Origin of the sequence: Streptomyces uncialis (assembly GCF_001905345.1) — a bacterium.
Taxonomy (GTDB): Bacteria; Actinomycetota; Actinomycetes; order Streptomycetales; family Streptomycetaceae; genus Streptomyces; species Streptomyces uncialis.
This window is the reverse complement of sequence record NZ_LFBV01000012.1, coordinates 43,532-69,033: the sequence shown is the minus strand read 5'-3', so window position 1 is coordinate 69,033 and position 25,502 is coordinate 43,532. Positions and strand designations below refer to the sequence as shown.

Below are 25,502 nucleotides of genomic sequence, written 5' to 3'. Positions count from 1 at the left end.
CTGGTCGGGTGGCCTGCTCGGGGGCCGCGCCGCGCGGCCGGGGGGCCCGGACGGCGGTCGCGGGTCCCGCCGGGTGGCTCAGCTCCCGGGCACCGTCTCCAGCTCGACCTCCGCGCGCGGGACGTCCCGCAGATCCGCCGCGGTGGACCTGCGCAGCGCCTCGTGGAGGCTCTGCGGGGTGAGGACGCCGAGGAACCGGCCCGCGCTCTCCTCGTCGATCACGGCGATCCACCCGGCGTCGTGCTGGAGCATCGTCGCGAACGCGTGCTTCAGGGACGCGCCCACCGGCAGCCACGCCTCCATCCGGCGGGCGTGCTCACGGACCGTACCGGTGCGCCCGCGCGCGTGCTCCTCGGATATCCAGCCGTGCAGATCGCCGTCGGCGTCCAGGACCACGGCCCAGCGCGCGCCCAGTTCCTTCGGCAACGCGTCGTCCAGCCGCACCACCGGGGGCTGCTCCAGATCGCTCTCCTCGATGGGTGTCACCGACAGCCGCTTCAGGCCCCGGTCGGCGCCCACGAACTCGGCCACGTAGTCGCCGGACGGGGCGCCCAGCACCGTGGCGGGGGTGTCGAACTGCTCGATGCGACCGGCCCCGTACACCGCGATCCGGTCCCCCAGCCGGACCGCCTCCTCGATGTCGTGGGTGACGAACAACACGGTCTTGCGCACCGACTGCTGGAGCCGCAGGAACTCCGACTGGAGGCGCTCGCGGACCACCGGGTCGACCGCGCCGAACGGCTCGTCCATGAGCAGCACCGGCGGATCGGCGGCCAGGGCGCGCGCGACGCCCACCCGCTGGCGCTGTCCGCCGGAGAGCTGGTCGGGGTAGCGCTCGCCGTGGACGGACGGGTCGAGGCCGACCAGGTCGAGGAGTTCGGCGGCCCGCGCGCGGGCCTTCTTGCGGCTCACGCCCAGCAGATGCGGCACGGTCGCCGTGTTGTCGAGGACGGTCCGGTGCGGGAAGAGGCCCACCTGCTGGATGACGTAGCCGATCCGGCGCCGCAGTTCGACGGGATCGCCTGCGGCGATGTCCTCGCCGTCGAGGAATATCCGTCCGCTCGTCGGCTCGATCAGCCGGTTCACCATCTTCATCGTCGTGGTCTTCCCGCAGCCGGACGGGCCGACAAGGGTGACCAGTTCACCGGCGGCGACCTCGAAGGACAGATCGTCCACGGCGGTGGTGCCGTCGGCGTAGCGCTTGCTGACGTTCTCGAACCGGATCATGAGTCCCCCTCGTGGTGCGGAATGCGTGGTGCGGAGTGTGCGCTGCGGATTGTGAATGCCGTGTTGCGTCGGTCCGACGCGCCTCAGCGATTGTCAGTGGCCGGGGTTAGGGTCGCCAGGTCGACCGGATACCCAGGTTGACAGATATCTGTTCGAGGAGTGCCCGGCGGAAAACGGGGGAGGTGGCACGGGTGAGCGCGCGCGACTGTCTGACGACGAACGAATGGATCTGCGGGGAGTACGTCACATCCCGGAGCCAGGAGCTGGTCGACGCGACCCTTCAGCACATCGCCATCACCGCCGCGGCGGTGGCGATCGGGGTCGCCGTGGCACTGCCGCTCGCCCTGCTCGCCCGCCGGTGGCGGGCGCTGGCGGGCCCGGTCCTCGGGATCACCACGGTGCTGTACTCGGTGCCCTCGCTGGCGATGTTCTCGCTGCTGCTGCCGCTGTTCGGGCTGTCGGCCGCGCTCGTCGTCACGGGCCTGGTGCTGTACTCGCTGACGATCCTCGTCCGGAACATCCTCATCGGACTGCGGTCCGTGCCCGAGGAGGTCAGGGAGGCCGCGCGCGGCATGGGCTACGGCCCGCTGCGCCGCCTCTGGGAGGTCGAGCTGCCGCTGGCGCTGCCCGCGCTCCTCGCGGGGGTGCGCATCACCACGGTGGCCACGGTCGCGCTCACCACGGTCGGCGCCATCGTCGGCCACGGCGGCCTCGGCACACTGATCCTCGACGGCCTCGACACCAGCTTCAAGGCGCAGGTCCTCACCGCGTCGGTGTTGTGCGTGCTCCTCGCCCTCGCTGCTGACGCGGCCCTGCTCCTGGTCCAGCGGCTGCTCACCCCCTGGACACGTCCCTCGCGCGCGGGCCGGTCCGCGCGCGCCTCCCGCGCGCCCCGGCCCGCTGTCGAGAAGGCGGCCGAGGCGGTATGAACGCGATATCGGGGGCGTACGAGTGGCTCGCGACCGGCGCCAACTGGCAGGGCGAGCGGGGCGTGTGGCACCGGCTCGCGGAGCATCTCTACTTCAGCGGTGTGTGTCTGCTGATCTCCTGTCTGATCGCCCTGCCGCTCGCCCTGTGGCTGGGCCACCTCGGCAAGGGCGGGGCCCTCGCGGTCAACCTCTCCAACGTGGGCCGCGCGATACCCACCCTCGCCGTACTGGTGCTGCTCACCCTCACCCCGCTGGGCCGCTACGGCGACGTACCGACGCTCATCGCCCTGGTCCTGTTCGCGGTCCCGCCGCTGCTGACCAACGCGTACGTGGGGATGCGCGAGGTCGACCGTTCCGTGGTGGAGGCCGCCCGGGGCATGGGTATGAGCGGTTGGCAGCTCTTCGCGCGCGTGGAACTGCCGCTGGCGTATCCGATGGTCATGGTGGGCATCAGATCGGCGGCGGTCCAGGTCGTGGCGACGGCGACCCTGGCGGCGATGGCGGGTGAGGGCGGTCTCGGCCGGATCATCACCGCCGGGTTCAGCTTGCAGAACACCCCCCAGGTCGTCGCGGGCGCCTTCCTGGTGGCGGTCCTCGCGCTGCTCGTCGAAGGTCTTCTCGCGCTCGCGGCACGGCTCTTCGACCCGATGCGCGGGCGCCCCGGAGCGGCGCGCTGAACCCGGCGCGGCCACGACCCCGCCGTACGGCCGCAGGACGCCGTACGGCAAGGCGGCGGGCACGCGTGTGTGCCCGCCGTCACGAACGACTGACACACACCCACTCCCGAACGGACGGTCGGCGATGAACAACGACAGCACCGCGTACGACGGCGCGCACCACGCGGCGTACGAGGACGGAATCACGGGCGGCGCACGGACCGGCGCCGCGCCCCTCGGCAAGGGGCGCGGGCGCGGCGGCACCCCACGCAGAGGCCGGCGGACCGCCGTCGCGACCCTCGCCGCCGTCGCCCTGACCGTCTCCCTCGCGGCCTGCGGCGGCGACAGCCTGGAGGACGGCGAAAGCGGCGGCGACGCCAAGAAGGGCTCCCTGGTGGTCGGCGCGGCCGGATTCACCGAGGCGAAGGTTCTCGCGCAGCTCTACAAGCAGATCCTGGACGACGCCGGATTCGACGCCTCCGTGAAGTCCGTCGAGAACCGCGAGATCTACGAACCCGAGCTGGAGAAGGGCTCGATCGACGTCGTCCCCGAATACGCGGCGACGCTCGCCGAATTCCTGAACGCCGCCAAGAACGGGCCGGACGCCGAGCCGGTGGCGTCCAGTGATGTCGCCGCCACGGTCGCCGCGTTGGAGAAGCTCGCCGAACCGCGCGGCCTGAAGGTGCTGCCCGCCGGGAAGGCCGTCGACCAGAACGCGTTCGCGGTCAGCGCCGAATTCGCGAAGGAGCACGGCCTCAAGACGCTTTCGGATCTGGGGAAGTCGGGCGAGAAGGTCAAGATCGCGGCCGGGGACGAATGCGAGGTGCGGCCCTTCTGCGCGCCCGGCCTCAAGAAGACGTACGGCATCGACGTGACCGGCGTCGATCCCAAGGGCGTCGGCACGGTCCAGTCGAAGCAGGCCGTGAAGAACGGTCAGGACCAATTGGTCCTGACCACCACGACCGACGCCACTCTCGACAGCTTCGGACTCGTCCTGCTGGATGACGACAAGAAGCTTCAGAACGCCGACAACATCCTTCCCGTGGTGAACGCGAAGGACGCCGGCGGCAAAGAGATCGCCGACGCACTCGCGAAGTTGACCGACGCGCTCACCACCGATGATCTTGTGGAGCTCAACCGCAAGGTCGACTCCGAGCGCCAGAAGGAAGCGGATGTGGCGAAGGACTATCTGGAGTCGAAGGGGCTGCTGAAGAAGTAGCCGGGACCCGTCGAAGAAGAGACCGGGGGCCGACCGGTGAGGTAAAGGGCGTGCGTCGGCCGGATTCTCCCGTACGCGGGGCAGCAACATTCACCTACGCGCGGTAAGTTTCTGGCCATGCCACGTGGACGTCACCGTCATTCACCACCCCTGCACCGGCTGCTCCCTCCCTCGGTGATCGCCGGAGTCTCCGTCGTCTGCGCCTCCAGCGCCTGGTTCTTCTCCGATACCGCGATCCTGCGCGGGCTCGCGGCGGGCGCGGGGGCGGCGGCCGTCGTGGGCTCCGTCGTGATGCGCCGCTGGGACCTGGTCGCGGGCAGACGGGTCGCGGAGCTGCTCCGTGCGCGCGCGGGCGACGAGTGGCGTTTCGAGGAACGTGTCGCCGAGGTCGAGTCCGATCTGGAGGAGTCGCGCGCGGCGCGCGGCAAGCTGGAACTGAAGCTGCGCGCCAAACGCACCGAACTGGCCGCCCTGCGCGGCGAGCACGCCGCGCTGCTGCGCCGGTACGCCACCGCCGAGACCGAGCGCGCGAGCGCCCTGGAGGGGCGGCGCAGGCTCGCGATAGAGGCCGCGGTCCCGGGGACCGCCGGGGCCGCGGCACCCGTGCCCGCGGATGACGACGCCGAGCCGTCGCGCGTCGAGCCCGCCGCGCCGGTGGCGACCGGCGCGCTGTATCTGCGCGCCAACTCCGCGCTCGACCGGCTGGGGCGCGGTAAGGAGGCCGTTGGTGGCCGTGCGCTGCCCGCCGGACCGCCTGCCGAGGCATCGGACGGACCGTCGGACGGGCCGTCGGACGGGCCGTCGGACGGGGCATCTGAGGGGGCATCGGACGGGGCGTCCGCCGGGCCCGCCACCGCGGGCCCCGTCGAGGCGTCCGCGCCCAAGGCCCCTGACGCTCCCGCCCCCCGGGACGGTTCCGGTACGCGGGCCGCTCCGCGTCCCCGCAGCGGGCCCCGTCCCGCGACCGCCCCCACCGGCGGCCGGGCCACCGTGGTGCCGGGCAACCGTTCCGTGCCCCGGCAGGGCGGCTCCGAGAGCCCCGCGCCGAAGGCGGCGGGCCGGGCGACCCCCGACGGCGCTCACCCGGCGAAGGAGGGTGAGGGCCGGGGGAAGGCCCCGGCGGCCGACGGGTACGCGCGTACGGTCGCCGCAGCCGACAGCGCCGGACACTTCAACGTCCCCACGGCCGCCGCCGTGGTGCCGCCCGCTCCCGCCCGTCGGCGGCCCGCTCCGGGGGGCTTCGACTTCTTCGGTGCCAAGGGCGAGCCCGAGGCGGCGGCTCTGGAGGCCGTGCAGAACGAGGACCTCGCGGATGTCGTCGGCGAGGAGGCCCTGGCGCTGCACAAGGCCGAGTCGGAGGCGGGCTTCAAGCGGTCCGGCGCGGCGGTGACGGGGGTGGGGCAGGTCGTCGACCTGACCGCCCACGACGAGACCGAACCGATCGACATCCAGGGACTCCGCTCGGCCCTCCAGGCGTGACGCCTTCGCTTGCGCTTTTGAGGTCTTCCCGGGTGGGCCTACTTGTCCCTGCACAGGTCGCTCGTGGGTGCGCAGTTCCCCGCGCCCCTGGGGTCGCGCCTCTTGCGGTTCCCGTTCGGCTGCGGGTGGTCCTTGGTTGCTCGCGCAGTTCCCCGCGCCCCTGGGTCCGTCCGGCTGAGCGCACTTGTTCCTGTGCCGTCGCTCGTCGGGTGCGCAGTTCCTCGCGCCCCTTCGGGGGCGCCTCCTGAGGCTGTCCTCAGGCTGCGAGGACGGAGAATCCCGACCGGCACCGACCCGAAGAACCGGCCGGGTGCGCCCCAAAGGGGCGCGGGGAACTGCGCACCCACGGACGACCTGTGCGGGAACAAGTACGCCCCGCACAGGAACCCCGCGGCGTGAGCAACCCCGCGCGAGCCAAGAGGCGGCCCGTCAGGACATCCAGCGGTCCGGGCGGGCGGCCTTCCGGCTCGTCCGGGACCGCTCGGCCTGCGAGGCCAACAGCGCCCGCGCCTCGTCCAGATCCCGCATCCGCGCGGGAACCGTGTTGTTCGCCCCGGTCTCCACATGCACGTCGGCCACCCCGTGCACCCGCTGCCAGGGCCCCTGGAGCAGCCGCACACTCTGCACCTTCGCGTGCGGCACCAGCGACAGACTGCGGCGCAGCAGCCCGTGCCGGGAGGCGAACACCGTGTCCGTGACGGCGAAACCGTAGCCACGCCACCACAGCGGCACGCACCAGCGTGCCCTGCGCGGCGGCCGGGACAGCGACTCGGGGACGGTCACACCGGGCAGCACGCGCGCGATGATGCCGACGGCAAGCGCGCGCGGGGCGACGGGGATCAGCACGGAGTTGGTGGAGCCCGCGACATCCAGCTCGACCCGCACCCAGTCGCGCCGCCGCCACATCAGCGGCTCCTCGATGCGTACCGTCTGCACCCGGCCGGGCGGCACCGTCTCGTGCATCCGGTCGAGCAGACCGTGGTCGATGCGCAGCCCGTCGGGCGACTCGCCGACGGTCCAGTCGTACTCCTTGATGAAGCGTCCCGCGCTGCTGGTGACCGCGGCGCCCACGAGGGGGAGCGCGGTGGCGAGGACCGTCCACACGTTGTGGGTGAGGAACCACAGGAACGCCGGTACGGCGACCGCGCCCATCAGCGCCAGCCAGGGCCCACCGCTCAGCAGCAGGGAGACGGCCAGCATCCGGGGCGCCACCCGGACCAGTTCACGTACCGGTGCCTCTCCGACCTCGTGCGCGGTCTCCGGCGCGAAGCCGGCCGCGCGGGCGAGGAGTTCGGCGCGCAGCGCGCGGGCCTCGTCGGCGCCGAGGAACGCCAGCTCGTCCTTGTTCTCCGTGCCGACGACGTCGAGTTTGAGCTTGGAGACACCGATGACCCGGGCGAGCAGCGGCTGGGTCACGTCCACGGCCTGGATGCGGTCGAGGCGGATGTGCGCGGTGCGTCTGAAGAGCAGTCCGGTACGGATGCGCAGCTCGGTGTCGGTGACCGCGAAGTAGGTGAACCACCAGGTCAGGAAGCCGTACAGGGCGGCTGACACGAGCAGTCCGGCGAGGCCGAGCAGCAGGGTCGTCGTGGCGAGGGAGGTGACTTGGCGCTGGGCGCCGTCGGGGTCGTGGACGGCCCATCCGACGAGGATCGCTATGGGCGCCCAGGCCCGCCGCAGCGGGGTTATGGGGTGCAGGCGCCGCTCGCCGACGGCGATGCCCGCCCCGCCCGTCACGGAGTTGCCGGTAGTGGCCCCGTCCGGGGCCTTCACGGTCCGGTGGGGGGCCGTGGACCCGTCCGGGCTCCCGGGAGCGCCCGCGAGGGCCTCCGGGCCGCCTGGAGGGGTCGTGAGGGCTTCCCCGCCCCCGGTGGCTCCGGTGGCCCCGGCTACGGTCCGCCCGGTCCCGTCGTCGGACCCCGGCGCACTCACAGGCCCGCCGATCGTGCCTCGCCCAGCTCGGTGAGCCGGTCACGCAGCCGTTCCGCTTCCTCGGGCAGCAGCCCGGGGATACGGGCGTCGCTCGCGGCGGCGGCCGTGTGCAGTTGCACACTGGCCAGTCCGAAGTACCGCTCGACGGGTCCGGACGTGACCTCGACGAGCTGCATCCGCCCGTACGGCACGATGGTCTGCTCGTGCCAGAGCACACCCCGGCTGATCAGCAGGTCGTCGGCGCGTTCCGCGTACCGCCAGGAGCGCCAGTTGCGGCCCAGCATCGGCCAGCCCCACAGCAGCACCGCCAGCGGCAGCGCGGCGAAGGCGGCCCAGCCGGTGCCCGCGAACAGCCCGAGGAGCACCCCCGTGGCCGCCGCCAGCGGCACCATCCACACCACGAGCAGCAGCCGCCGCATCCGCAGCAGTCCGGGCGGCAGCCCCGTCCACACCGGCTCACCCCCGGCGGTCTCCTCCGCCGGGCCCGCGACCCCGGTTCCTTCCGCGCTCCCCGTATCCATGACGCAAGCGTACGTAAGGGAGACTGTGCGCATGACACCCATGACGCCCGTGACCGGGCCGACGGAGACCGTGGTCGGTATCGGCGGTGCGGCGGAGAGCACCGACATGGTGCTCAACATCGGTCCCCAGCATCCGTCGACCCACGGGGTGCTGCGGCTGCGGCTGGTCCTGGACGGTGAGGTGATCCGGCACGCCGAGCCGGTCGTCGGGTACATGCACCGGGGCGCGGAGAAACTCTTCGAGGCGCGTGACTACCGCCAGATCGTGATGCTGGCCAACCGCCACGACTGGCTGTCCGCTTTCTCCAACGAGCTGGGCGTCGTCATCGCGGTGGAGCGCATGCTCGGGATGGAGGTCCCCGAGCGCGCGGTGTGGACCCGTACGCTGCTCGCCGAGCTGAACCGGGTGCTGAACCATCTGATGTTCCTGGGTTCGTACCCGCTGGAGCTGGGCGGGATCACCCCGGTGTTCCACGCCTTCCGGGAGCGCGAGGAGCTCCAGACCGTCATGGAGGAGGTCTCCGGCGGCCGGATGCACTACATGTTCAACCGGGTCGGCGGCCTCAAGGAGGACGTGCCCGCCGGGTGGACGTCCCGCGCGCGGGAGGCCGTCGCGTCGGTGCGGTCCCGGATGGACGTGTACGACCGGCTGGTGCTCGGCAACGAGATCTTCCGGGGACGCACCCGGGGCGTCGGCGTCCTCACTCCGGAGGCGGTGCACGCGTACGGGGTGAGCGGCCCCATCGCGCGCGCGTCGGGCGTCGACTTCGACCTGCGCCGGGACGAGCCCTATCTGGCGTACGGGGAGCTGGGTGACGTCCTGCGGGTCGTCACGCGCGAGGAGGGCGACTGCCTGGCCCGCTTCGAGTGCCTGCTGGACCAGACCCACAACGCCCTCGACCTCGCCGACGCCTGTCTCGACCGGATCGTGGAGCTGCCGCCCGGCCCGGTCAACCAGCGGCTGCCCAAGGTGCTCAAGGCGCCCGAGGGGCACACGTACGCGTGGACCGAGAACCCGCTCGGTATCAACGGCTACTACCTGGTGTCGAAGGGGGAGAAGACCCCGTACCGGCTGAAGCTGCGCTCCGCGTCGTACAACAACATCCAGGCCCTGGCGGAACTGCTGCCGGGCACCCTGGTGGCGGACATGGTGGCCATCCTGGGGTCGCTGTTCTTCGTCGTCGGGGACATCGACAAGTAGCGGCCGACCGCGCTAGCGGGGGTCCTGGGCCGCCGGTTCGGGCCGCAGGAGTCCGGCGGGGACACCGACCGGCTGGAGCAGCCATCCGAAGTCCCCGAGCCCGCCCCGGGCCGTCAGTTCGGCGGCCTCACCCGCGCGCGCGAGGGCCCGTACGTACCGGGCCGGATCGGTGGCCGCCAGGGACGGCGACGGGCGGGCGCCCGCCACCCCGAGCGCGTGCAGGGCGGTGCGCTGCGTGGTCCGTTCGGCGCCCGGCAGCGCGCACGCGTCCAGCGCCACATGCGCGGTGATGTCGCAGGACCCGTCGGGCACCGGCGGCACCTCACGGCCCGCGCGGAAGCCCGTGAGCGTGCCGAAGGGCGGGCGGGCGGTCCGCTCGTGGGCGTAGTCGACGGCGACCGCGAGCCCGGCCGCCAGGGTGGCCACGGCGGCGGCCCAGGCGGTGTCCCTGGGGTGCCCGATCTCGACCCGCAGTCCGGGCTCCGGCCGCCCGTCGGGGTCGGCGGGCAGCGGCCACCAGCGGGTCGTCCAGTCGGCGTCGGCACCCGTCAGCGGCGCGCCCAGGTGCTCACCGCCGTCCGGGGCGACCAGCACCCGGCGCAGTGTCCCGTCGGTGTCGGTCTCGGCCACGTCCAGGGGGACGTTGTCCAGCCACTCGTTGGCGAACAGCAGTCCGCGGGTGCCGGACGGCGGCTCGGGCAGCCACTCGATCCGGCCGTCCAGGACGGCCGGGCGGTCCGCGTGCTCCACCGCGACCGCCCGTACCCGTGCGGCCACCTCGGCGGGCAGCGCAGCCAGCACACCCGTCACCAGTTCGCCCCGGCCCGCGGCCATGTCCACGAAGGTCAGCTCCGCAGGGTGCCCCAGGACGGTGTCGACACGGCACAGCAGACGGGCGACGGCCCCGGCGAACAGCGGGGAGGCGTGCACGGAGGTGCGGAAGTGCCCGGCGGGGCCCTCCGGCCGCCGGTAGAAGCCCGAAGGGCCGTAGAGCGCCCGCTCGGCCGCCTCCCGCCACCCGGGCGGCCCGGTGGCCCCGTCGGCCTCCCCGGGCCCGTCAGGGCCTTCCTGGCCCGCCGCTGTCTCTTCCCGCACCGTCCCAGCCTAGCGAGGCCCCGTTCCCGGAGGCGCTCGCCTGGCGAGGGCCCCAGGCCCCGGGACGTGGCGAGGCCCTGAGCGCGGACGCGGGGGTGCGCCGGACCGGGGCAGGCCGGCGAGGGGTGACCGGCGTCGGAAGGGCCCTCACCGACCGCCGCGGACGGTGCCGTATCCACCTAGGGGAGTACAAGCGGACGATTCGGATCGATCCTCCGGTTGACCCCCACGCCCCGCACGCGTACCTACCCTGGGTTACGTGCAGCGCGTCTATGACTTCCTCCGCAGACACCCGACCGGTGTCGACTCCTTCTGGGCCGTCGTCCTGCTGGGTCTGAACTGCGCTGCCCTGATCAGTGCGAGGAACAACCCCGAGGCGCTGGCGGAGGAGCCCCCCGGGGCCGTGCTGGGCGTCCCCTCCCTGCTCGTCACCGTGGCGCTGTCCCTGGTCGTCGCGCTGCGCCGCCGCTGGCCCGAGCGGATGCTGGTCCTCGCCACGCTGACCGGTCTCGCGCAGATCGCGATCGACGTGCCCACGATGCTGTCCGACTTCGCGCTGCTCGTGATCGTCTACACGGTGGCGGCGGACGGGGTGGCCTGGGCGTCCCGCTTCGCGCTGATCGCGGGGTTCGCCGCCGCGCCCCTGTCGATGCTCCGCTGGCCGGACCCCGCGACGGACATCGTCCGCTCGGTGTTCTTCACGATCTTCATGATGGTGCCGTTCGCGCTCGCCTGGGTCCTCGGTGACTCGATCCGCACCCGGCGCGCCTATCTGGCGCAGCTGGAGGAGCGCGCGGCCCGGCTGGAGCGGGAACGCGAGGCACAGTCCAAGGTCGCCGTGGCCGCCGAGCGCGCGCGTATCGCGCGCGAGCTGCACGATGTCGTCGCGCACAACGTGTCCGTGATGGTGGTCCAGGCCGATGGCGCCGCCTATGTCCTCGACGCCGCCCCCGACCAGGCCCGCAAGGCGCTGGAGACCATCTCCGGCACCGGCCGGCAGGCCCTCGCGGAGATGCGCCGGCTGCTCGGCGTGCTGCGCACCGGGGAACCCGAGGAGTCCGGCGAGTACGTCCCGCAGCCCGATGTCGAGCAGCTCGACGATCTGATCGAGCAGGTCCGCACCTCGGGGCTCCCCGTCGACTTCAAGGTCGAGGGCACCCCCCGCCCGCTGCCCAGCGGGGTCGAGCTGACCGCCTACCGCATCGTCCAGGAAGCCCTGACGAACACCCGTAAGCACGGCGGCCCCAACACCGGCGCGAGCGTGCGCCTGGTCTACTTCGACGACGGCCTCGGCCTGCTCGTCGAGGACGACGGCAAGGGGGCGCCCCACGAGCTGTACGAGGAGGGCGGCGCCGACGGCCAGGGCCACGGCCTCATCGGGATGCGCGAACGCGTCGGCATGGTCGGCGGAACCCTGGACGCGGGCCCCCGGCCGGGCGGAGGTTTCCGGATCAGTGTCCTGCTCCCCCTGAAACCCGCACACTGAGGGACGTCCGTCCCCCGCCGCACACACTTCTGCCCACACCGCGAGATCCCGGTGGCCCCGTGGCCGCCCGGAGATCGGCTCAGGTCCGCTCAGGTCCATACAGGTCTCCACGGACCTGTACAGGTCCGTACAGGAAGGGAATGCCCCATGTCCTCGATCCGGGTGATGCTCGTCGACGACCAGGTGCTTCTGCGCACCGGCTTCCGGATGGTGCTCGCCGCCCAGCCGGACATGGAGGTCGTCGCGGAAGCGGGCGACGGGGTCGAGGCCCTCCAGGTGCTGCGCGGCGCCGAGGTCGACGTCGTCCTCATGGATGTCCGCATGCCCAAGCTGGACGGTGTGGAGACCACCCGCCGGATCTGCGCGGACCAGGACCCCCCGAAGGTCCTCATCCTGACCACGTTCGACCTCGACGAGTACGCCTTCTCCGGGCTGAAGGCCGGGGCGTCCGGGTTCATGCTCAAGGACGTGCCCCCCGGTGAGCTGCTCGCCGCGATCAGGTCCGTGCACAGCGGTGACGCCGTGGTCGCCCCGTCGACCACCCGGCGGCTGCTGGACCGCTTCGCGCCGATGCTCCCGGCGACCGGCGTGCAGCCCCAGCACAAGCGGCTGGAGCGGCTCACCGAGCGGGAACGCGAGGTCATGATGCTGGTCGCCCAGGGGCTGTCCAACGGCGAGATCGCGGCCCGTCTGGTGCTGTCCGAGGCCACGGTGAAGACCCATGTGGGACGCATCCTCACCAAGCTCGGACTGCGTGACCGGGTACAGGTCGTCGTCCTCGCCTACGAGACGGGCTTGGTGCGCGCCGGAGGCGGCGCCCACTGAGGCACCCCGCGCGGGAGGGCCCCAGACCGGGGCGCCCCGCGGCTTCTCGGCGGCAAGGACGCGCCGCCGCGCACCTGGACGGGCGGTGCCGCACCTCCAGGTGCGAGCGACCCACCAGCCCGTCCCCTTCGCGACCCGTCCCGCTCCGGTCAGCGCAGGATGCCCTCCAGGAAGTCCGAACCGAGCCGCGCCACGACGGTCACGTCGAGCTGGTGCAGCACATAGCGTCCGCGCCGACGGGTGCTGATCAGTCCGGCCTTCTTCAGCACCGCGAGATGACGGGAGACCTCGGGCGCGCTGATACCGAGCGCGTAGGCCAGCTCGCCGGTCGTGTACGGGGAGCGGGCGATGTTGCGGCAGATGCGCAGCCTGATCGGGTGGGACAGGGCCTCCAGCCGCCGCTCCAGCAGCTCCACCGGCGGCGCGGGCAGCTCGCCCGCCGAGACCGGGTACTGGACGACCGGCCGCCAGCCGGGGGCGTGCAGCGCCAGCAGATGCGGCCAGCCGAAGTGCGAGGGGATGAAGACCAGCCCGGGACCCACGGCCGGGTCCACCGCGGTGGTGGTGCCGTGGGCGAGCTTGTCGACCGTGAGCCGTCTGCGGTCGTCGTCCACCGAGAGGGCCGGGGAGACCGCCGCGACCGCCTCCGGCAGGCCCTTGTGCCGCAGGAGCTCCGTCTTGTGGCGGGCGTCGGCCACGAGCTGGCCTTGCACCCGGCGCCAGGTGTCGGCGAAGAACGCCTCGTCGCAGTCCTCCAGCAGCCGGCGTACCCACGCGCGGACGTCCGCCGGGTCCGTCAGCAGCCGCCGCGCGAAGTCGACCTGCTGGGGGCCGCGGGTCGCCGCCAGCTCCATGACCTGCGCCCGCCGGTCCGGATCGATGAGCGGGGACGGCTTGCCCACGTCGTAGCTGTGGCTGCACGTGAACTCAAGGGCGGCGTCGACGAACCGTTCGTCGGGCACCCGGTCCAGGACGTCCAGCTCCTCCGCGAGCGTCGCCCCCGGTCGGCCCGAGCCGCCGGGCAGACCCGCGAACGCCATGAAGATGTCCGAGAACGTCGTACGCCACAGGAAGTCCGCCTCGCACAGCCGGTCCGCCAGATCGGGCTTGAGCGACGCGGCCGTGGCCGTCGCCCAGCCGTGCAGCCCCGGATGGTGGCCGGGCTCGGCGAGCGCGTGCAGGGCGAGCCCCAGCTCGGCGAGCGGGGACGCCTCGAAGACGATCCGCTCCTGGGGCAGCCCCGCGATGTCGATACGCACGCTCATGACCCCATGGTGCACCCGGCCACCGACAACGCCCCGCCGATTGACGGCCCGCGTCAATCGGCGTGACCGGACGCCGGTGGCGGCGCACTGTTGAACACGTCGGGACCGATCCGGCGAATCGGTGGATATCCGCCATTTCTGCATGCCGGTAGGACGCCATGGCCGGGCACGAGCGGCCCACGAACGAGGGGTACGTCATGAGCCTCACCCAGCAGTACGCACTGGACCTCTACCGGGCCCGTCAGCGGGGCGAACCGCCGCCTCCGGCCCCCGGCCGCCACGACTGGCGGACCGTCCGGGAACTGCGCGACCACGGCCGCTTCGACGCGGTCGTCCAGGGCCGCCCGGCCCGGCGCCGCTGGCGCCACGCCCTGGCCGCGCTGCTGCGGCCGTCCGCCCGCCGCGGTACGTCCGCCTGAGCGGCCTCCCGCCCGCGACCGGTCCCGGCTACCGAGGCCCCGACCCCGCTTCCCCGTCCGGCCCGGGTACGGGCACGGACGCCGGTACGGGCACCCGGGCGACGAACCCGGCCACCGCCCGGACCACGTCCGCCGGGGTCCATTCCGTCCCCGGCCCCGCGACCGTCACCTCGGTCACCGACAGGCCCGGCGCCGCCCCCGGGTGCCAGCCGCGGAACAGGGCGGTACCGGTCTCCTCCGCCTGGCGCACCGCGGCCCGGGTGAGCGTGTCCGCGTCGTACGGGAGCCACACCTGGAACTGATGGGTGTGCGGGACCTCCGGATGGACCCGGAACCACGGCACCCGCGCGCGGGTGAGGCCGGTGCGCAGCGCGTCGGCCACCGTGCGCGCGTGGGCCACGTACTCCGGCAGCCGGGGCAGTTCACGGTCCAGCCCGGCGAGCGCGGACAGGGCCGTCGGGAACTGCTGGAAGACCTGGCCGCCGTAACGGTGCCGCCACGCGCGTGCCTCGTCGACCAGCGACGCGGGACCGGCCAGCGCGGCGCCCCCGATGCCGTTCAGAGACTTGTAGAACGACACGTACACGCTGTCCGCGAGCGCGGCCACCTCCCGCAGGGACCGCCCGAAGTGCGGCGCGCACTCCCACAGCCGCGCCCCGTCGAGATGGACGACGGCGTCCCGCGCGCGGGCGGCGTCCACCAGGTCGTTCAGCTCGTCCCAGGTGGGCAGCAGGAAACCCGCTTCCCGCAGGGGCAGTTCCAGCATGAGCGTGCCGAACGGCTCGTCCAGGTCCCTGATCTCGTCGGCCGTGGGCTGGCGCCGCTCGGTGGTCGGATGGACGGTCCGCAGACCGCTCAGCACGCTCAGCGCGTCCCGTTCGTGCACCTCCGGATGGGCGAGCGGATGCAGCGCCACCACAGGGTTGCCCGTCCGGGCCGCCCAGCAGCGCAGCGCGACCTGCTGCGCCATCGTGCCGGTCGGGAAGAACGCCGCGGCCTCCGTGCCCAGCAGCTCGGCGACCCGGCCCTCCAGGGCGGCGACGACCCCGTCGCCGTACACGTCGACCCCGTCGGACAGATCGTGGCTGTCGCCCGCCGTCCCGGTGAGCTCCGCCAGCCGCTCGGCCAGGGTGGCGTCCGTGCCGGGGCGCCACAGGGTCCGCGCGGCACCGCGGAACGCGGCCCTCCGGCGGGCCTGGGACAGCTCCCCGGCTTCCTCCACGGCCCCGTCCGGGGGCTCGGTCGATGAGTCCATGGGGCCGATCATGGCGTACGGGTGTGCGGCTGCCCACAGCCTGTGGACAACGCGGGGCCGCCGGGGGCAATCGCGTTAGCATGACGAGAAATCGTCCGGTACCCCGAGCGGACTGGAACGGAAGGCCGTCGTCGCGTGAACACACCTCACCCCCCCGACCCCAGGGACCGCCCCGCGCGCCTGTCGGTGGGCGTCGTCGGAGCCGGCCGGGTGGGTCCCGTGCTGGCCGCCTCGCTCCAGCTCGCCGGACACCGCCCGGTTGCCGTCTCCGGGGTCTCCGAGTCCTCGGTGCGCCGCGCGGCCCAACTGCTGCCCGATGTGCCGCTGGTGTCGCCCGCGGAGGTCCTGGCGCGCGCGGACCTGGTCCTGCTGACCGTCCCGGACGACGCGCTGCCCGGACTCGTGGAAGGGCTCGCCGACACCGGCGCCGTCCGCCCCGGTCAGCTCATCGCGCACACCTCCGGACGGTACGGCGCCAAGGTGCTCGACCCGGCGCTGCGCGCGGGGGCGCTGCCGCTGGCCCTGCACCCCGCGATGACGTTCACCGGCACCGCCGTGGACGTGCAGCGCCTCGCCGGATGCTCCTTCGGGGTCACCGCGCCCGACGAGCTGCGGATGGCCGCCGAGGCCCTGGTCATCGAGATGGGCGGCGAGCCCGAGTGGATCGCCGAGGAGTCCCGGCCGCTGTACCACGCGGCCCTCGCGCTCGGCGCGAACCACCTGGTCACCCTGGTCGCGCAGGCCATGGAGCTGCTGCGCGAGGCGGGGGTCGCCGCCCCCGACCGGATGCTCGGCCCGCTGCTCGGCGCGGCCCTCGACAACGCCCTGCGCTCCGGGGACGCCGCCCTGACCGGCCCCGTCGCGCGCGGGGACGCCGGTACGGTCGCCGCGCATGTCACCGAACTGCGCGCGCACGCCCCCGGGATGGTCGCCGGATATCTGGCGATGGCCCGCGCCACCGCCGACCGGGCGCTCGCCCACGGCACCCTGAAGCCCGAACTCGCCGAGGACCTGCTCGGCGTCCTCGGCGGAGACCCGGAAGGGCCCGCGACATGAGCGTTCGCCTGCTGCGCACCGCGGAGCGGTTGCACACCCCGGCGACCGGTACCGGTGCCGGCGGGGGCGGCATTGACGCCCCCGCGCGCGGGCCCGCCGCTCCCCGCCGGGCGGTCGTGATGACGATGGGCGCCCTCCACGAGGGCCACGCGACCCTGATCCGCACCGCGCGGGAGCGGGTCGGCCCCGGCGGCGAGGTCGTGGTCACCGTCTTCGTCAACCCGCTCCAGTTCGGCGCGGGCGAGGACCTGGACCGCTATCCGCGCACCCTGGACGCCGATGTGGAGCTCGCCGGACGGGCGGGCGCGGACATCGTCCTCGCCCCGTCGGCGGACGAGGTCTACCCGGGCGGCGCACCCCAGGTCCGCGTGTCGGCGGGACCGATGGGGGAGCGGCTGGAGGGCGCGTCCCGGCCCGGCCACTTCGACGGGATGCTGACGGTCGTCGCGAAGCTGCTGCACCTCACCCGCCCCGATGTGGCGCTGTACGGGCAGAAGGACGCCCAGCAGCTCGCCCTCATCCGGCGTATGTCGCGGGACCTGAACTTCGGCGTGGAGATCGTCGGCGTGCCCACCGTCCGGGAGGCCGACGGCCTGGCGATGTCCAGCCGCAACCGCTACCTCTCCCCGGCCGAGCGCCGGACGGCCCTGTCGCTGTCGCAGGCCCTGTTCGCGGGCCGTGACCGGCACGCCGCGCAGGAGGCCCTGCGGGCCCGTGCCGAGCTCGCACCCGCCACGCACGCGCGTGCCGAGGCCCTCGGAGCGCTGGGGGAGTCCCGTGCCGCGGCCGACGCGCACGCCGTCGCCCAGGTCGCGCCGGGCGCCCCCGCGGCGGTGCGCGCGGCGGCCGGGATCGTCCTGGACGCCGCCACCCGCCTCCGGCCGCCCCTCACCCTCGACTACCTGGCGCTGGTGGACCCGTCCGACTTCACCGAGGTCCCCGACACGTACACCGGTGACGCCGTGCTCACGGTCGCCGCGCGGGTCGGCACCACCCGGCTCATCGACAACCTGCCCCTCACCTTCGGGACGCCCGCGTCCTTCGGCGGGCCCGACACCCAGGGAGCCGCCTCGTGACCCGCGCAGCCCACCGAGACACCGGCACCGGCCATGGCGCGCCCACCGGCACCGGCGGCCCGGCCACCGGTGTCGCCCTGCACGCCCCGGCGCCCGGCTGGTCCCTCGCCGCCGATGTCGTCGTGGTGGGCTCCGGAGTCGCCGGGCTCACCGCCGCGCTGCGCTGCGCCGCCGCCGGGCTGGAGACCGTCGTGGTCACCAAGGCCAGGCTGGACGCCGGTTCGACCCGCTGGGCGCAGGGCGGCATAGCGGCGGCCCTCGGCGACGGCGACACCCCGCAGCAGCACCTCGACGACACCCTGGTGGCGGGCGCGGGCCTGTGCGACGAGGACGCCGTACGACTGCTGGTCACCGAGGGTCCCGACGCGGTCCGCAGGCTCATCGACACCGGCGCGCACTTCGACGAGTCCGCCGACGGCGGACTGGCGCTGACCCGGGAGGGCGGCCACCACCGCCGCCGCATCGCCCACGCGGGCGGCGACGCGACCGGCGCGGAGATCTCCCGCGCCCTGGTGGACGCCGTCCGCGCGCGCGGGATACCGACCGTCGAGAACGCGCTCGTCCTCGATCTGCTCACCGACGCCGAGGGCCACGCGGCCGGTGTCACCCTGCATGTGATGGGCGAGGGCCAGCACGACGGCGTGGGCGCCGTCCACGCGCCGTCCGTGGTGCTCGCCACCGGCGGGATGGGCCAGGTCTACTCCGCGACCACCAACCCGGCCGTGTCCACCGGCGACGGGGTCGCCCTGGCCCTGCGCGCGGGCGCCGAGGTCAGCGATCTGGAGTTCGTGCAGTTCCACCCCACGGTGCTGTTCCTCGGCCCCGACGCGGAGGGCCAGCAGCCACTGGTCTCCGAGGCGGTACGCGGTGAGGGCGCCCATCTGGTCGACGCCGACGGGGTGCGCTTCATGGTGGGGCAGCACGAACTGGCCGAGCTGGCGCCCCGGGACATCGTCGCCAAGGGCATCATGCGGCGGATGCGCGAGCAGGGCACCGAGCACATGTACCTGGACGCCCGGCACTTCGGCGCGGACATGTGGGAGCGCCGTTTCCCGACGATCCTCGCCGCCTGCCGCGCCCACGGCATGGACCCGGTCACCGAGCCCGTCCCGGTCGCCCCGGCCGCCCACTACGCCTCCGGCGGCGTCCGTACCGACGCCGACGGCCGCACCACCGTGCCGGGCCTCTACGCGTGCGGTGAGGTCGCCTGCACGGGTGTGCACGGCGCCAACCGGCTGGCGTCCAACTCGCTGCTCGAAGGGCTGGTGTACGCCGAGCGGATCGCCGCCGACATCGTCCGCGCGGACGCCGCCGGACGCCCCGCGCGCGTACCCGTCGCCACGGCCCGCCCGGACGCGCCCACGGACGTACCCGCGCGGTCGGACGAACCCGCCGAGTCGGGCGTACGCACGCACACAGGCGGACCTACGCGGCCCGACGTACCCGCGCACACCGACGTACCCGCCGGGTCGGACATGCCCGCGTATCCGCTGCTCGGCGCCGACGCCCGGTTCCGTATCCAGCGGATCATGACCGACGGGGCCGGGGTGCTCCGCTCGGCGACGTCGCTCGCCCGTGCCGCCGCGCAGCTCCAGGAACTCCACGACGCCGCCCGCGGCGACCTCGTCGAGCACGGCAAGACCGCCGAGCCCGGGGTGGACACCTGGGAGACCACCAACCTGCTGTGCGTCGCCCGTGTCCTCGTCGCCGCGGCCCTGCGCCGTGAGGAGACCCGCGGCTGCCACTGGCGGGAGGACCACGCCGACGCCGTCGACGACTGGCGCCGGCACATCGTCGTCCGGCTCGCCGCCGACCGGGCCCTCACCCTCACCACCACGCGCGCGGAGAACTTCCCCCCGACCCTCGAACCCGCACCGGCGCCCGGACCCGCGTCCGCGCTCGCGCCCGTCCCCGACGGAACCCCGCCCCGCCCGGACGCGTACGCTGACGCCGCACCCGCCGGGACCCCGCGCGCGGGAACCGCCCCGGCCGGGCCCGCCGACGACGCGTCCGCGCGGCCGACGCCCGCCGGGAGCACCGGGAACACCCCGCCGGGGACCCCGCCGCACGCACCGGCGGACACCTCCCCAGGGGCGCCGCACGGCCCCAGCACCGCCGACCGCCCGACCGCCGCCCGTCCCCAGGAGCACTGAGCCGTGAGCGACACCGACCTTCCCCTCGTCCCGGACGGAGGCTGCGGCGACGGCTGCGGCTGCGGCGCGGGAGCCGCTCCCGGGAGCGCCGACCACGACCAGTACGACGACGAGTGCGGGCTCGACCCGGCGCTCGCCGAACTCATCGCCGCGGCCGGACTCGATCCCATCGAGGTCGAGGACATCGCGCACATGGCCGTCGAGGAGGACCTGGCGGGCGGGGTGGACGTCACCAGCGTCGCCACCATCCCCGAGGACGCCGTCGCGACCGGTGACTTCACCGCGCGGGAGGCGGGCACCGTCGCCGGGCTGCGGGTCGCCGAGGCGGTGCTGTCGCTCGTGTGCACCGACGAGTTCGAGGTCGAGCGGCATGTGGAGGACGGCGACCAGGTGGCCGCCGGACAGCCGCTGCTGAGCGTCACCACCCGCACCCGCGACCTGCTGACCGCCGAACGCAGCGCGCTGAACCTGCTGTGCCGTCTGTCGGGCATCGCGACGGCCACGCGCGCGTGGGCCGACCTCCTGGAAGGCACCGGGGCCAAGGTCCGCGACACCCGCAAGACCACCCCGGGGCTGCGGTCCCTGGAGAAGTTCGCGGTCCGCTGCGGCGGCGGCGTCAACCACCGGATGTCACTGTCCGACGCGGCCCTGGTCAAGGACAACCACGTGGTCGCCGCCGGGGGCGTCACCCAGGCGTTCAAGCTGGTGCGTGAGGCGTTCCCCGAGCTGCCGGTCGAGGTCGAGGTCGACACCCTGCACCAGTTGCGCGAGGTGGTCGACGCGGGCGCCGATCTGATCCTGCTGGACAACTTCACCCCCGGGGAGACCGAGGAGGCCGTCGCCCTGGTGAAGGGCCGCGCGCTCCTGGAGTCCTCGGGCCGTCTCACCCTCGGCAACGCCCGCGCCTACGCGGACACCGGTGTCGACTTCCTCGCGGTGGGCGCCCTCACCCACTCCGCGCCGATCCTGGACATCGGCCTGGACCTGCGGGCACCCGACGAGCGCGACGCCCCGGACCAGGCACCGGGCACGGCAGGCGCGTCCACGCGCGGGACACACGACAGCGGAGCGGAGTAGACGCCATGCTGCTGACGATCGACGTGGGCAACACCCACACCGTGCTGGGCCTCTTCGACGGTGACGAGATCGTCGAGCACTGGCGCATCTCCACGGACGCCCGCCGCACCGCCGACGAGCTGGCCGTCCTCCTCCAGGGCCTGATGGGCATGCACCCGCTGCTCGGTGAGGAACTGGGCGACGGCATCGACGGCATCGCCATCTGTTCCACCGTCCCGTCCGTGCTGCACGAGCTGCGCGAGGTCACCCGGCGCTACTACGGCGATGTGCCGGCCGTCCTGGTGGAGCCCGGCATCAAGACCGGGGTGCCGATCCTCATGGACAACCCCAAGGAGGTCGGCGCGGACCGCATCATCAACGCGGTGGCCGCGGTGGAGCTCTACGGCGGTCCCGCGATCGTCGTCGACTTCGGTACGGCGACCACCTTCGACGCGGTCTCCGCGCGCGGGGAGTACACCGGCGGGGTCATCGCCCCCGGCATCGAGATCTCCGTCGAGGCGCTGGGGGTCCGCGGGGCGCAGCTGCGCAAGATCGAGCTGGCGCGGCCCCGCAGTGTGATCGGCAAGAACACCGTGGAGGCCATGCAGTCGGGCATCCTCTACGGGTTCGCGGGCCAGGTCGACGGGGTCGTCACCCGGATGTCCCGTGAGCTGGCCACCGACCCGTCCGAGGTCACCGTCATCGCCACCGGAGGGCTCGCCCCGATGGTTCTCGGTGAGGCGTCCGTGATCGACGAGCACGAGCCGTGGCTGACGCTGATCGGCCTGCGGCTGGTCTACGAACGCAACATCGCCCGGATGTAGCGGGACGTGCGGCCCGGGTGCGACGGGAACACCCCGGTGCGCCCCGCGCCGCCGCGCCCCCGGCCCGTACCTGTTCCGGCGCGGGGCGCACCGGGACCCGCACCGGGACCCGCACCGGGACCCGCACCGGGACCCGCACCGGGACCCGCACCGGGACCCGCACCGGGACCCGCACCGGGACGACCCTCGCGCCACCGGACCACTCCCGGACCCTCCCCGACCCGGCCGCCCCACCCGGGCGCGCGGGGCCACGCCACATCCCCGCAGTCAGCGAATTTTGTCTGATTAGCGCGTATCGTCACCCCATGCCCACGCCATACGGATCTCGCGGCGGCATGGCGTTCGGCGCGGAGGAGCTCCATGTGCTCCGCCGTGCCCTCGCTCTCGCCCTCCACCCCGGCCCCGTATCCGCCGAGGACGTCCACGACTGTCTCCGGCTCGCCGACTCCGTCGACGAGGCGGTGCGCGAGGGTGCCCGGCTGCGCGCCTTCCTGGTCGACGACCTGGACCGCTACCGGGCCGCCCTGCCCGGTACGGTCGGCGGCTATCTGTCCCTCCTGGAGGACGTGCTCGCCGCCGGGTACCAGCCCGTCCCCGACGATCTCGCCGCGCTGCGGGCGCTGCGCGGCAATCCGGTCGCCGCGGCCCTCCTCGAACGCTGCCGCACCCTGGCCGAACGCGCGGTGCGGGCCCGGCTCGCCGGACGGGCCGTCCCGTCCGCGCTGTCTGCCCCGGCGGCGAGCGTCCCCGCCGGGCGCAGGGCGTCCGTCCCGGGTTCCCGTGCCCGCCTGACGGCCCTGCCGGGCGGTCTCGCCCGGATCGGCGCCCCGGCGCGCCCGCAGGCCGCGGACAAGCCCGCCGAGCGCCCCGGGACCGACCCGAAGCGCAAGCCGGGCGAACCGGCGCCGCAGCGGCCCGTGCCGACGCCCGCGGAGGTCTTCCCGCCGCGCCGCCGCCCGGCCGGACCCGGTGGACCGGCCGCGCCGGACGGCACCCCGGGGCCCGCCTCCGAACCGCCGGCGGACCATCCCCAGCAGTGGGCCGCCGGATAGCGCTCGCTACCCTGGGCCCATGGACTACGTCTCCGCGCTCGTGCCCCCCGTCGTGATGGCAGTGTTCTTCACCGCGCTCATCGTGACGATCGTGAAGACCCAGGGTGGCGACAAGAAGGCCAAGGAGGACGCGGCGGTCGACCACGCGTTGCAGCAGCAGGCCGAGCAGGCCCGTCGCGCCGCGACGCCCGACAGCGCCGCCTGACCCGCTCGGGCGCCTGACGTACCGAGGCATCTGACGTACCGCCGTACCGGATCGTCGCGGTAAGGGCGTACGACTCGAAAGAATCGAGTCGTACGCCCTTTTTGTCATTTAAAGGCCATGTTCATTGCGCTATGCGCAACTTATACGGATATGGTGCGGACTGTGCCTCGCCCCTTGGGAGAACTCGAAGACGCGGTCATGACGCGGGTCTGGCAGTGGAACCGGCCGGTGACCGTTCGGGAAGTCCTGGAAGACATCCAGCGGGATCGCTCGATCGCCTACACCACGGTGATGACCGTCCTGGACAATCTCCATCAGAAGGGCTGGGTACGCCGTGAGGCGGAAGGCCGCGCCTATCGATATGAGGCGGTCTCCACGCGCGCGGCGTACGCGGCCGCACTGATGAACGACTCCTGGTCGCAGAGCGACAACCCGGCGGCCGCCCTGGTCGCCTTCTTCGGCATGATGTCGCCGGAGCAGCGGGAAGCCCTCACCGACGCCGTACGTATGGTCCAGGGTCCCGAGAACCCGCCGTCCGCCCCACCGCCGGAGAACCCCGCGAACCCCCCGGAGTCCGCGGAGCCAGAGGACACCGAGGAGCCGGCCGACGCCCGGAACGCCGGGAATCCGGAGATCCCGGGCACCGAGAACCTGGGCACCGAGAACCAGGGGAAGCCCGCGAACCGGCCCCCCGCGCAGAACACGGAGGGCGGGCGATAGCGTCCGCTCATGCCTCCAGAGCAACCCGAAGTCGCCGGGAAACCCGGGAAAGCGGTCACCGTACGCCGGGCCCGGACCAGTGATGTCCCCGAGGTGCGCGGACTCCTCGACTCGTACGTCCGCAAGGGCATCCTGCTCGACAAAGCCACGGTCACGCTTTACGAGGACATCCAGGAGTTCTGGGTCGCGGAACGCGACGACAACGCGCAGCTCGTAGCCTGCGGGGCGCTGCATGTGATGTGGGAAGACCTCGCGGAAGTCCGCACCCTGGCCGTGAACCCCGAGCTGAAGGGCGCCGGTGTCGGGCATCAACTCCTGGAGAAGTTGCTCCAGACCGCCCGCTGGCTCGGTGTTCGGCGCGTATTCTGCCTCACCTTCGAAGTCGACTTCTTCGCGAAGCACGGCTTCGTCGAGATCGGTGAGACCCCCGTCGACTCCGATGTGTACGGCGAGCTCCTTCGTTCCTATGACGAGGGTGTCGCGGAGTTCCTCGGACTCGAACGGGTGAAACCGAACACCTTGGGCAACAGCCGGATGCTTCTGCATCTGTGATCGACGGGACACAGTATTCCGCTGTGTCCCTGCCCTCGCGCCCTATGTCCGAAACGCGCACGTTTCCGGGCTTCTCGGGAGGGCCGGTCCTGTCCAGGGGTTTGTGTTTTTCCCGCAAAGGCGGTTTGCTTTCCGACGTACTGCTGTACTGCATATAACAAGGGGCGGCGAATCAGCGGCCAGTTGCCGCGGAGACCGGCCCGCACGTTATCGATGAAAGGAAAATCCGGTGGCACAGAAGGTTCAGGTCCTTCTTGTCGACGACCTCGACGGTGGCGAGGCGGACGAGACGGTGACGTTCGCGCTGGACGGCAAGACTTACGAGATCGACCTCACCACGGCGAACGCGGACAAGCTCCGCGGGCTGCTGGAGGCATATGTGAAGGGCGGGCGCCGCACCGGCGGCCGTTCCGCGGGCGGGCGGGGCAAGTCCCGTGCGGCCGTCGGCGGCAGCGGCCAGGAGACGGCGCAGATCCGTGCCTGGGCGAAGGAGAACGGTTACGAGGTCAACGACCGGGGCCGGGTCCCCGCGAACATCCGTCAGGCGTACGACGACGCCCACCGCTGATCGCCCGCCCGGCCCAACCGGACCCGCAGGCACTCCGTGGCCGCCGAGTCCACGAGCCGTACGAGGTCGGGGGCGCCCCCACCGCCCCCGGGTGCGCCCTCCCGCGCACCCGGTGACGGCAGCAGCCAAGGCGCCGGAAGCGTCGGCTCCACCGCATGCCCCGGCTCAGGGGGCCGCATCCAGGTCGCGGCCCCTTGTGAGTCACCCTCCCGTCCGGCGGCTCCCCCTCGGGGCGCATCCCCGTGGGGCGGCCACCCAGGCGGCCGGGGCGCCTCGATCCGGCCGCCCGCGCCGATCGCCACCAGGCCCAGCCCTTCCGGCAGCGCCCCCCACCCCAGCCACTCCAGCAGCCCCGGCAGTTCCTCGGCGCCCCCCGCGGCCATCAGGAACCAGGTCCGCCCGCCGGACCGCGCCACCGGAGCCGACGGGACACCGGGAGGCGCCCCGTCCGCGAACCGCCGCAGCACCCCGTCGGCGGCCCGGGACGGCATCTCCAGCACATCGAACCGCACTCCGCACACCAGCAGCGCCGGGCCCGCCCCGCCGGCGCCCGCACCGGGCGGACCGGGAACCGTGGGCCAGCCCAGCACGTTCTCGTACCACCGGCCCACGGGACCGCTCGCGGGGAGCGGCCGACGGGGGCGCGGGACGGTGGGATCCATGCCGGAGGAACAGCCGAAGCACCACCTCGGTTACGCACCGTGCGCGGATCTCCGCCCACGGTGGCCGGA

24 protein-coding genes and 1 pseudogene are annotated in these 25,502 nt (G+C 73.4%); 18 read left to right on the top strand and 7 right to left on the bottom strand.

The window, feature by feature from the left end; translation table 11 throughout:
* Positions 1–78: 78 nt before the first annotated feature.
* Complete coding sequence (locus AB852_RS35515) at positions 79–1,227, bottom strand: ABC transporter ATP-binding protein (protein ID WP_073795292.1); 1,149 nt, start codon at positions 1,225–1,227, stop codon at positions 79–81.
* A 191-nt stretch (positions 1,228–1,418) separates the two neighbouring features.
* Here AB852_RS35515 and AB852_RS35510 point away from each other — a divergent pair, with 191 nt between their 5' ends.
* The 4 genes from AB852_RS35510 (at position 1,419) to AB852_RS35495 (ending at position 5,510) form a co-directional block, all read left to right on the top strand.
* Positions 1,419–2,156, top strand: a complete 738-nt coding sequence (locus AB852_RS35510; protein ID WP_073795588.1) for an ABC transporter permease — start codon at positions 1,419–1,421, stop codon at positions 2,154–2,156.
* The gene (locus AB852_RS35505) at positions 2,153–2,833 is read left to right on the top strand and encodes an ABC transporter permease (protein ID WP_073795289.1); all 681 of its coding nucleotides are present in this window, start codon (positions 2,153–2,155) and stop codon (positions 2,831–2,833) included. The genes AB852_RS35510 and AB852_RS35505 overlap by 4 nt, the downstream gene beginning before the upstream one ends.
* 124 nt (positions 2,834–2,957) lie before the next feature.
* Positions 2,958–4,031 carry an ABC transporter substrate-binding protein gene (locus tag AB852_RS35500; protein ID WP_079185165.1) on the top strand — a complete coding sequence of 358 codons (1,074 nt, stop codon included), beginning with the start codon at positions 2,958–2,960 and terminating at the stop codon, positions 4,029–4,031.
* Between the two features lie 117 nt (positions 4,032–4,148).
* Positions 4,149–5,510: a hypothetical protein gene (locus AB852_RS35495; RefSeq protein ID WP_073795287.1), complete on the top strand. Its 1,362-nt coding sequence runs from the start codon at positions 4,149–4,151 to the stop codon at positions 5,508–5,510.
* A 429-nt stretch (positions 5,511–5,939) separates the two neighbouring features.
* Here the strand turns inward: AB852_RS35495 and AB852_RS35490 are convergent, their stop codons facing one another.
* Both AB852_RS35490 and AB852_RS35485 read right to left on the bottom strand, forming a co-directional pair.
* Positions 5,940–7,283 (bottom strand): PH domain-containing protein, encoded by a 1,344-nt coding sequence (locus AB852_RS35490; protein WP_107499447.1) that lies wholly within the window; start codon positions 7,281–7,283, stop codon positions 5,940–5,942.
* 155 nt (positions 7,284–7,438) lie between these two features.
* The gene (locus AB852_RS35485) at positions 7,439–7,963 is read right to left on the bottom strand and encodes a PH domain-containing protein (RefSeq protein WP_073795284.1); all 525 of its coding nucleotides are present in this window, start codon (positions 7,961–7,963) and stop codon (positions 7,439–7,441) included.
* Positions 7,964–8,003: 40 nt separating this feature from the next.
* Here AB852_RS35485 and AB852_RS35480 point away from each other — a divergent pair, with 40 nt between their 5' ends.
* On the top strand, positions 8,004–9,164 hold the full coding sequence (locus tag AB852_RS35480) for an NADH-quinone oxidoreductase subunit D (RefSeq protein WP_073795581.1): 1,161 nt from the start codon (positions 8,004–8,006) through the stop codon (positions 9,162–9,164).
* A gap of 12 nt (positions 9,165–9,176) precedes the next feature.
* Here AB852_RS35480 and AB852_RS35475 read toward each other — a convergent pair whose 3' ends face one another.
* Positions 9,177–10,259, bottom strand: coding sequence for an SAM-dependent methyltransferase (locus tag AB852_RS35475; RefSeq protein ID WP_073795282.1), 1,083 nt, complete (start codon positions 10,257–10,259; stop codon positions 9,177–9,179).
* 259 nt (positions 10,260–10,518) lie between these two features.
* Here AB852_RS35475 and AB852_RS35470 point away from each other — a divergent pair, with 259 nt between their 5' ends.
* The gene (locus AB852_RS35470; protein ID WP_073795280.1) at positions 10,519–11,745 is read left to right on the top strand and encodes a sensor histidine kinase; all 1,227 of its coding nucleotides are present in this window, start codon (positions 10,519–10,521) and stop codon (positions 11,743–11,745) included.
* A 147-nt stretch (positions 11,746–11,892) separates the two neighbouring features.
* Complete coding sequence (locus tag AB852_RS35465) at positions 11,893–12,570, top strand: response regulator (RefSeq protein WP_073795277.1); 678 nt, start codon at positions 11,893–11,895, stop codon at positions 12,568–12,570.
* 149 nt (positions 12,571–12,719) lie between these two features.
* On the opposite strand, the gene AB852_RS35460 is transcribed toward AB852_RS35465, so the two are convergent.
* Entirely contained in the window at positions 12,720–13,835 is a 1,116-nt protein-coding gene (locus tag AB852_RS35460; protein WP_073795275.1) for a DUF5937 family protein, read from the bottom strand.
* Between the two features lie 158 nt (positions 13,836–13,993).
* Here AB852_RS35460 and AB852_RS35455 point away from each other — a divergent pair, with 158 nt between their 5' ends.
* Positions 13,994–14,254 carry a hypothetical protein gene (locus AB852_RS35455; RefSeq protein ID WP_425444208.1) on the top strand — a complete coding sequence of 87 codons (261 nt, stop codon included), beginning with the start codon at positions 13,994–13,996 and terminating at the stop codon, positions 14,252–14,254.
* Positions 14,255–14,282: 28 nt separating this feature from the next.
* On the opposite strand, the gene AB852_RS35450 is transcribed toward AB852_RS35455, so the two are convergent.
* A complete protein-coding gene (locus AB852_RS35450; RefSeq protein ID WP_073795272.1) occupies positions 14,283–15,509 on the bottom strand; it encodes a threonine aldolase family protein in 1,227 nt (408 codons plus the stop codon).
* Between the two features lie 135 nt (positions 15,510–15,644).
* On the opposite strand from AB852_RS35450, the gene AB852_RS35445 reads away from it, so the two are divergent.
* The 10 genes and pseudogenes from AB852_RS35445 (at position 15,645) to AB852_RS35395 (ending at position 24,771) form a co-directional block, all read left to right on the top strand.
* On the top strand, positions 15,645–16,565 hold the full coding sequence (locus AB852_RS35445) for a Rossmann-like and DUF2520 domain-containing protein (protein ID WP_073795269.1): 921 nt from the start codon (positions 15,645–15,647) through the stop codon (positions 16,563–16,565).
* A complete protein-coding gene (gene panC, locus AB852_RS35440; protein WP_079185162.1) occupies positions 16,562–17,641 on the top strand; it encodes a pantoate--beta-alanine ligase in 1,080 nt (359 codons plus the stop codon). Before AB852_RS35445 ends, panC begins: the two co-directional genes overlap by 4 nt.
* Positions 17,642–17,718: 77 nt before the next feature.
* Positions 17,719–19,794 carry an L-aspartate oxidase gene (locus AB852_RS35435; protein WP_245877056.1) on the top strand — a complete coding sequence of 692 codons (2,076 nt, stop codon included), beginning with the start codon at positions 17,719–17,721 and terminating at the stop codon, positions 19,792–19,794.
* 3 nt (positions 19,795–19,797) lie between these two features.
* A pseudogene (nadC, locus tag AB852_RS35430) lies at positions 19,798–20,793 on the top strand (carboxylating nicotinate-nucleotide diphosphorylase); the annotation flags it as partial.
* An 83-nt stretch (positions 20,794–20,876) separates the two neighbouring features.
* Complete coding sequence (locus AB852_RS35425; protein WP_073795267.1) at positions 20,877–21,674, top strand: type III pantothenate kinase; 798 nt, start codon at positions 20,877–20,879, stop codon at positions 21,672–21,674.
* A 335-nt stretch (positions 21,675–22,009) separates the two neighbouring features.
* A complete protein-coding gene (locus tag AB852_RS35415; RefSeq protein ID WP_073795249.1) occupies positions 22,010–22,726 on the top strand; it encodes a hypothetical protein in 717 nt (238 codons plus the stop codon).
* A gap of 19 nt (positions 22,727–22,745) precedes the next feature.
* Positions 22,746–22,931, top strand: a complete 186-nt coding sequence (locus AB852_RS35410; RefSeq protein ID WP_073795247.1) for a hypothetical protein — start codon at positions 22,746–22,748, stop codon at positions 22,929–22,931.
* 198 nt (positions 22,932–23,129) lie between these two features.
* Positions 23,130–23,651, top strand: a complete 522-nt coding sequence (locus AB852_RS41210; RefSeq protein WP_245877055.1) for a BlaI/MecI/CopY family transcriptional regulator — start codon at positions 23,130–23,132, stop codon at positions 23,649–23,651.
* A 9-nt stretch (positions 23,652–23,660) separates the two neighbouring features.
* A complete protein-coding gene (locus AB852_RS35400; protein ID WP_073795245.1) occupies positions 23,661–24,203 on the top strand; it encodes an amino-acid N-acetyltransferase in 543 nt (180 codons plus the stop codon).
* A gap of 229 nt (positions 24,204–24,432) precedes the next feature.
* Complete coding sequence (locus tag AB852_RS35395) at positions 24,433–24,771, top strand: histone-like nucleoid-structuring protein Lsr2 (RefSeq protein ID WP_073795243.1); 339 nt, start codon at positions 24,433–24,435, stop codon at positions 24,769–24,771.
* Here AB852_RS35395 and AB852_RS35390 read toward each other — a convergent pair.
* Positions 24,744–25,433: an SCO3374 family protein gene (locus AB852_RS35390; protein ID WP_073795240.1), complete on the bottom strand. Its 690-nt coding sequence runs from the start codon at positions 25,431–25,433 to the stop codon at positions 24,744–24,746. The genes AB852_RS35395 and AB852_RS35390 overlap by 28 nt on opposite strands.
* Between the last annotated feature and the right edge of the window lie 69 nt (positions 25,434–25,502).

Bases quoted from the DNA above. Each gene is read 5' to 3' on its own strand.
- AB852_RS35515 (WP_073795292.1), bottom strand. From the start codon at position 1,227: ATGATCCGGTTCGAGAACGTCAGCAAGCGCTACGCCGACGGCACCACC.
- AB852_RS35505 (WP_073795289.1), top strand. From the start codon at position 2,153: ATGAACGCGATATCGGGGGCGTACGAGTGGCTCGCGACCGGCGCCAAC.
- AB852_RS35500 (WP_079185165.1), top strand. From the start codon at position 2,958: ATGAACAACGACAGCACCGCGTACGACGGCGCGCACCACGCGGCGTAC.
- AB852_RS35495 (WP_073795287.1), top strand. From the start codon at position 4,149: ATGCCACGTGGACGTCACCGTCATTCACCACCCCTGCACCGGCTGCTC.
- AB852_RS35485 (WP_073795284.1), bottom strand. From the start codon at position 7,963: ATGGATACGGGGAGCGCGGAAGGAACCGGGGTCGCGGGCCCGGCGGAG.
- AB852_RS35480 (WP_073795581.1), top strand. From the start codon at position 8,004: ATGACGCCCGTGACCGGGCCGACGGAGACCGTGGTCGGTATCGGCGGT.
- AB852_RS35465 (WP_073795277.1), top strand. From the start codon at position 11,893: ATGTCCTCGATCCGGGTGATGCTCGTCGACGACCAGGTGCTTCTGCGC.
- AB852_RS35460 (WP_073795275.1), bottom strand. From the start codon at position 13,835: ATGAGCGTGCGTATCGACATCGCGGGGCTGCCCCAGGAGCGGATCGTC.
- AB852_RS35455 (WP_425444208.1), top strand. From the start codon at position 13,994: ATGGCCGGGCACGAGCGGCCCACGAACGAGGGGTACGTCATGAGCCTC.
- AB852_RS35450 (WP_073795272.1), bottom strand. From the start codon at position 15,509: ATGGACTCATCGACCGAGCCCCCGGACGGGGCCGTGGAGGAAGCCGGG.
- panC (WP_079185162.1), top strand. From the start codon at position 16,562: ATGAGCGTTCGCCTGCTGCGCACCGCGGAGCGGTTGCACACCCCGGCG.
- AB852_RS35425 (WP_073795267.1), top strand. From the start codon at position 20,877: ATGCTGCTGACGATCGACGTGGGCAACACCCACACCGTGCTGGGCCTC.
- AB852_RS35415 (WP_073795249.1), top strand. From the start codon at position 22,010: ATGGCGTTCGGCGCGGAGGAGCTCCATGTGCTCCGCCGTGCCCTCGCT.
- AB852_RS35410 (WP_073795247.1), top strand. From the start codon at position 22,746: ATGGACTACGTCTCCGCGCTCGTGCCCCCCGTCGTGATGGCAGTGTTC.
- AB852_RS41210 (WP_245877055.1), top strand. From the start codon at position 23,130: ATGACGCGGGTCTGGCAGTGGAACCGGCCGGTGACCGTTCGGGAAGTC.
- AB852_RS35400 (WP_073795245.1), top strand. From the start codon at position 23,661: ATGCCTCCAGAGCAACCCGAAGTCGCCGGGAAACCCGGGAAAGCGGTC.
- AB852_RS35390 (WP_073795240.1), bottom strand. From the start codon at position 25,433: ATGGATCCCACCGTCCCGCGCCCCCGTCGGCCGCTCCCCGCGAGCGGT.